The sequence below is a fragment of the Anaerolineae bacterium genome, assembly GCA_014360855.1.
In the GTDB taxonomy this organism is placed as follows: Bacteria; Chloroflexota; Anaerolineae; order JACIWP01; family JACIWP01; genus JACIWP01.
The window spans coordinates 1-5,046 of sequence record JACIWP010000224.1; the positions used below are offsets into that span (position 1 = coordinate 1).

At 68.1% G+C, this 5,046-nt stretch carries 6 protein-coding genes; all 6 read right to left on the minus strand.

Annotation, left to right across the window (positions count from 1 at the left end; all coding sequences use genetic code 11):
• On the minus strand, positions 1 to 1,053 hold a 1,053-nt coding region (locus tag H5T60_11440), incomplete at its 3' end, for a M28 family peptidase (protein MBC7243046.1).
• Positions 1,050 to 1,805, minus strand: a complete 756-nt coding sequence (locus H5T60_11445) for a TVP38/TMEM64 family protein (GenBank protein ID MBC7243047.1) — start codon at positions 1,803 to 1,805, stop codon at positions 1,050 to 1,052. The genes H5T60_11445 and H5T60_11440, both read right to left, overlap by 4 nt.
• Positions 1,806 to 1,881: 76 nt before the next feature.
• Positions 1,882 to 2,595 (minus strand): hypothetical protein, encoded by a 714-nt coding sequence (locus H5T60_11450; GenBank protein MBC7243048.1) that lies wholly within the window; start codon positions 2,593 to 2,595, stop codon positions 1,882 to 1,884.
• The gene (locus tag H5T60_11455; protein ID MBC7243049.1) at positions 2,592 to 3,218 is read right to left on the minus strand and encodes a hypothetical protein; all 627 of its coding nucleotides are present in this window, start codon (positions 3,216 to 3,218) and stop codon (positions 2,592 to 2,594) included. The genes H5T60_11450 and H5T60_11455 overlap by 4 nt, the downstream gene beginning before the upstream one ends.
• 28 nt (positions 3,219 to 3,246) lie before the next feature.
• Positions 3,247 to 4,824 (minus strand): energy-coupling factor ABC transporter ATP-binding protein, encoded by a 1,578-nt coding sequence (locus tag H5T60_11460; protein MBC7243050.1) that lies wholly within the window; start codon positions 4,822 to 4,824, stop codon positions 3,247 to 3,249.
• The gene (locus tag H5T60_11465; GenBank protein ID MBC7243051.1) at positions 4,791 to 5,024 is read right to left on the minus strand and encodes a hypothetical protein; all 234 of its coding nucleotides are present in this window, start codon (positions 5,022 to 5,024) and stop codon (positions 4,791 to 4,793) included. Before H5T60_11465 ends, H5T60_11460 begins: the two co-directional genes overlap by 34 nt.
• Positions 5,025 to 5,046: the final 22 nt, after the last annotated feature.

The window sequence follows — 5,046 nt, forward strand, 5'->3', positions numbered from 1 at the left end:
GGCCAGATGGTTCGGACAGGCCGGCGTTGGCCTGGGCGTGGGGGTGGGGAGGGGTGCCGGCATGGGAAGCGGTTCGGTGAGGGGTTCCGCCAGCACGGCCAGCAGTCCGACGGCGGCGCGGGCGCCGGCGGCGAAGTACTCCGGCGCTAGATGCACGGCCCTGTCCTGCGGCGTGTGGTAATACGGATTGAAATCCTCCTCATCCTCGATCAGCAGGACGGCGGGATAGCCCTCGTGCCAGAAGGGGGCGTGATCGCTCCACCCCATGGCGCGCGGGCCGAGATGCACCTCGACCGAGATGGGCAGCTGGTACTGGAGCACCAGATCGGCGAATGCCGTTCCCAGGGCGGCCGATGGGGACTGCGGCGCGCCGGCATGCACGTCGAACTTCGGCCGGCTGTCCCCATCCCAGCCCAGCATATCCAGATTGATGACGCCGGCGATACGCTCACCCAGGAGCGCCAACTGATGGGCATAGGCAGTGCTCCCCCACAGCCCCTGTTCCTCGCCGGAAAAATGGACATAGCGAATGGTATAGGCAAAAGGCTGGGAGGACAGCACCTCCGCCGCGGCCATCACCGCCGCGACCCCGCTGGCGTTGTCGTCCGCCCCGGGCGCCTGCGTCAAAGGGGTGGAGGAGGTGGAGTCATAATGGGCACAGAGGATGTAGGATTCCTCCGGGTACAGCCACCCCGGCTGGACGGCCACCACGTTGACCCAGCCGGCCGTGCCGTAGGGCCACAGCTCTGTCTGCAGGCCCAGGCCGGCGTAATACTCCCGCAGATAGGCCGCGGCCAGCGCCGCCTCGTGGGTGCCGCTGTAACGGGTGCGCAGACGCACCGGCTGACCCTCCACCATGATCTCCCGCTCGCCGCTGAGCTCTTCTACGCGTTCCAGCAGTTGCTCCGGGGTGATGCGGCTCAGCCACAGGGCGATGCGCGGATCGGTCCCGCCGCCGGCCGGCTGGCCGGCCAGCCCCGGCCGGCCCCATGTGCCGAGGAGCAGGAGGGATATCAGCACCATCAGAACGCGCGGCGCTGGGTGTCTGCTCATGGGCTTTCCTCCGTTGATAGATCCGGTGCACCCAGGCGCTCGCTCCAGTGCCAGGCAAGCGCCTCCAGCCGTCCGCGCCAGCGCCAGAACAGGAACAGGATGAGGCCGGCGGCCGCCGCCACCGCGCCCCACTCCCATCCCCGCAGGCTCCGCCCGGCATATCCCAGCAGATTGGCGAGGAAAATACCCGGCGTGCGCCCGACGGCGGCCAACAGGAGTATCCAGGGGATGGGCAGAGGGCTGAGGCCGGCCAGGATGCAGATGGTATCATCGGGCAGAAAGGGTATCAGAAAGGCCAGCAGGAGCAGGAGACTGCCGCGCCGGCGCAGGAACACATCGGCTCGCGCCATCCATTCCGGCCCGACCAGCCAGGCGGCCAACGGCCGGCCCCATTTGCGCACCAACAGGAGGCCAACGGTACTGCCCAGCAGGGTGCCGGCCAGGGAGAGCAGGGTGCCCACAAAAGGGCCATACAGGTACCCGCTCAATAGGTTCAGGGGCTGGCCGGGGAGCGGGGATAGGAGCGTCTGCAAGGCGTTCAGCAGGATGATGCCGGCGGGCGCCCACCCTCCCATGCGGGTCACCAGGGCCTGCAGTTGCCCGACATCCGCCAGAGAGGAGGCGCGGCCGGCGCGCCAGATCAGCCCGCCGGCGGCCAGCAGGATGACCAGGGCGCCGGCGGCGGTGAGCCGGCGAATGGCTTTGCCCCTGGGATCGGGGGATGGATGGGTTCTCTCTGGGTCCGCGGCCATGGCGCTCTCTCGTGCAAGTTCGGACGTATCATATATCGGACGGGCCGACCCCGCAAACAGCCGCTCTCCACCCAGGCTATGTCAGCAGGAGTGCCAGCGCCGCCAGAAGGAGGATAATGAGCGCGATATCCCCTGCGGTCAGGGGGATGGGACTGCCGGCGGGGCGCTTCGGGTCGAACGCGCGCGCCGAGGCCGCCAGCACTACCTCGTCGCCGTGCCGCAGGGCGTTGGCAAAGATGCCCAGCAGGAAAGGGCGAAGGTTGGTGAGGAGCCGGCGGTTGAGGCGGAAGGCGCCGCGCTGGCGCAGGGTATGATACGTCACCAGGATGATGTCCTGAAGGGAAACGCTGAGGTTGACGGCCACGCCGAAGGCGAACCCCAGCCCCTTCAGCCCCAGCCGCTCGAAGACCGCACTCAAGCGGGCGACGGAAAGCGCGCCGATGGAGGCGGAGAACGCCAGCAGGATGCTGAGGCCGCGCAGGATCATCCAAAGGCCGGCCCACAGCCCCTCCCGCGACAGCCGGAACCAGGTGGGGCCCAGGTCGTGCGGGCCGAGCGTCAGACCGCTCAACAGCAGAATGAGGGCCAGGGTGAGCCAGGTGCGCCGGCGGAGCAGGATGAGGAGCGCCTGGCGCCGCCAGATGCCGGCGAATACCAGGACGCTCCCCAACAGCCAGCCCAGCCGCGCCGGCGGCAGTACTGCCACCAGCACGAGCGTCCATATCAGAAAGGCCAGGGAGCCCCAGGTGTCGGGGCGCGGCTCCCGCCGGCGTTCCACTGCCACGATCACTGCGCCATATCTCCCGTCTCGAACCGCCGGGCGCGCCGGCCGGCCACCGCCAGGCCGATGCCCCAGGCCGCCCAGCCGGCCAGGGCGCCGACGATGAACCGTACCACAAACAGCACCCCCAGGATCAGGGCGATGGCGGAGGGGTTCATGCCCAACATCTTAGCGCCGTCCTTGGCCATCTTCAGCGCTACCTCGACGATGGCCGTGCCGTACAGCAGGCGCATCATCACGAACTTGTGGAAGAAGTTCCAGGAGACGGCCAGGGCGCCGGCGAGCGCAAAGGACCAGGGCGATTGGCCGCGCCAGGCCAGCAGGCCCAGCTCCATCAGCAGGCCTTCCATGAGGATGGCCAGCATCGGCCCCAGGGTGACGCCGCCCAGGCTGAGTGCTTTCAACAGCATGGCGATGATGGCCATCATCAGGACGGCGCCGGCCTTCGGGACAAAGCGCCGGCCGACCAGCGAGGTCAGGATGCCCAAGCTTCCCATGATAACACCGACCAGGAACGTGTCCGCCAACGGCGGGAACAGCACGTGCAGATAAGCGCCGATGGTGATTTCCAGCAGGCCCCACAGGGCGCCGAAGATAGCGATGTACACCAGGTCCCGGGTAGAGAATCTCATGTGTCTGCCTCCCTTATTCCGGATATGATCATGCCCCGACGGGCAAGACCTCACCATCGTGTTCTCGCGTTTCCTTTTTGGCCGGCCGGATCGTGCCATCTGCGACGATTCGCCCATCTCGCATGATCACCATGCGCTCCACGTAATGGTACACGAGCTTCTCGTCATGGCTGATGAGCAGGATGGTATGGCCGCGGCGGTGGAGCCGGCATATCCATTCCATCAGCCGCTCCAGGTGCCCCCAGTCCTGTCCCATGGTCGGCTCATCCAGGATGAGGAGCGCCGGCTGGGCCGACAGCACAGCCGCCAGGGCGGTGCGCTGTTGCTGGCCCATGCTGAGCGCCAGGGGGTGCCGCCGGCGCAGGCGGGTCAGGTCCGCCGCCTGCAGGATAGGCTCCACAGTCTCCGCCACCGGCAGGCCCCAGTTCGCCGGCGCCATCGCCACCTCGTCCCAGACGCTGTCGGCGAAGAGCTGGAGGGTCGGGTCTTGAAAGAGCATGCCGGCGCGCCGGGCCGGAGGGATGCGGCGTGCCGCTGGGTTCCAGACGATCTGGCCGCGCTGGGGGCGCAGTGCGCCGGCCAGCACGCTGGCCAGGGTCGATTTGCCGGCGCCGTTCGGCCCCACCAGGCCGACGAACTCGCCGGCGTACAGCGCCAGGTCTATGCCGTGCAGGACCTTTCGCCGGCCGTACCCCGCCTCCACCCCCACTAGCTTCACCAGCGGAGGGTCCTGACGGACAGGGGGATGCACTCCCGTGGGAGGGTGCAGGTCACAGCGCGGCCCAACGGCATAGCGCGGGTCGCGCAGTCCCAGCCGGCGGAGCAGTGCCGCGTCCCCGAATACCGCCGCCGGCGTCCCGTCCGCGACCACCCGACCGTTTTCCATCAGCAGGGCGCGCTCGGCCAACTCAAGAAATGGATGGAGGCGGTGTTCGAGGACGATGATGGTCATGCCGTGCCGGCCATGTAGCTTGCGGAGGGTATCCCGCAGGAGGGCGATGCCCTCGGCGTCCAGGTGGGCCGTCGGTTCATCCAGCACCAGCACTGCCGGCAGCATAGCCATGGCCGAAGCGATAGCCAGGCGCTGGCGCTCTCCCCCCGATAGCTTGCGGATCTCGCGCCCCTGCAGGTGGGCGATGCCCACTGCCTCGATGGCGAAGCGCACCCGTGCTTCTACCTCGTCCGCCGGCAGTCCCAGGTTGCGCGGCCCGAAGGCGATTTCCTCTTCCACAGTGTAGTTGAACAGTTGGGTGGCGGGGTTCTGAAAGACGACGCCGACGCGCTGGGCGAGCTGGTGTGCCGGCGTCCGCATGACATCCAGGCCGGCCACCTCGGCATAACCCTCCACCCGCGCCGGCACTACCTGAGGGATCAGCCCGGCCAGCACCAGCGCCAGGGTGCTTTTGCCACAGCCAGAAGGCCCGGTAACAAGGAGAAACTGGCCGGCCGGCACCTCCAAATCCATGCCGCGCAGTGCCGGCTGGCCGCCATACCAGACGCCCAAACCCTTCAGGAGCACGATCGGGCATGCGCCGGGAGATGACGCCTGCATCTCCTGGATGGGCGTGGCCCCTACATGTACCGGCGCCGGCACTGTTCCAGCCATGACCGCACCGCCTCCAACTGTCCTTTGCGAAAGGTATAGACCAGCTCGTCGAAGTCGTTGGCTCTGCCGGCCCGTCGGGCTGTCTCCAGCCGCGCCAGCCGCTCGTCGCACACCGCGAGCTGTGCCTCGATGAGCGCCGTCGCACCGGGGAGGCCCAGCAGGTCAAAGAGGCGCAGTTTGCTCAGGAATTCCACCCGCATGTGCCGGACGGAGAGCACCGGT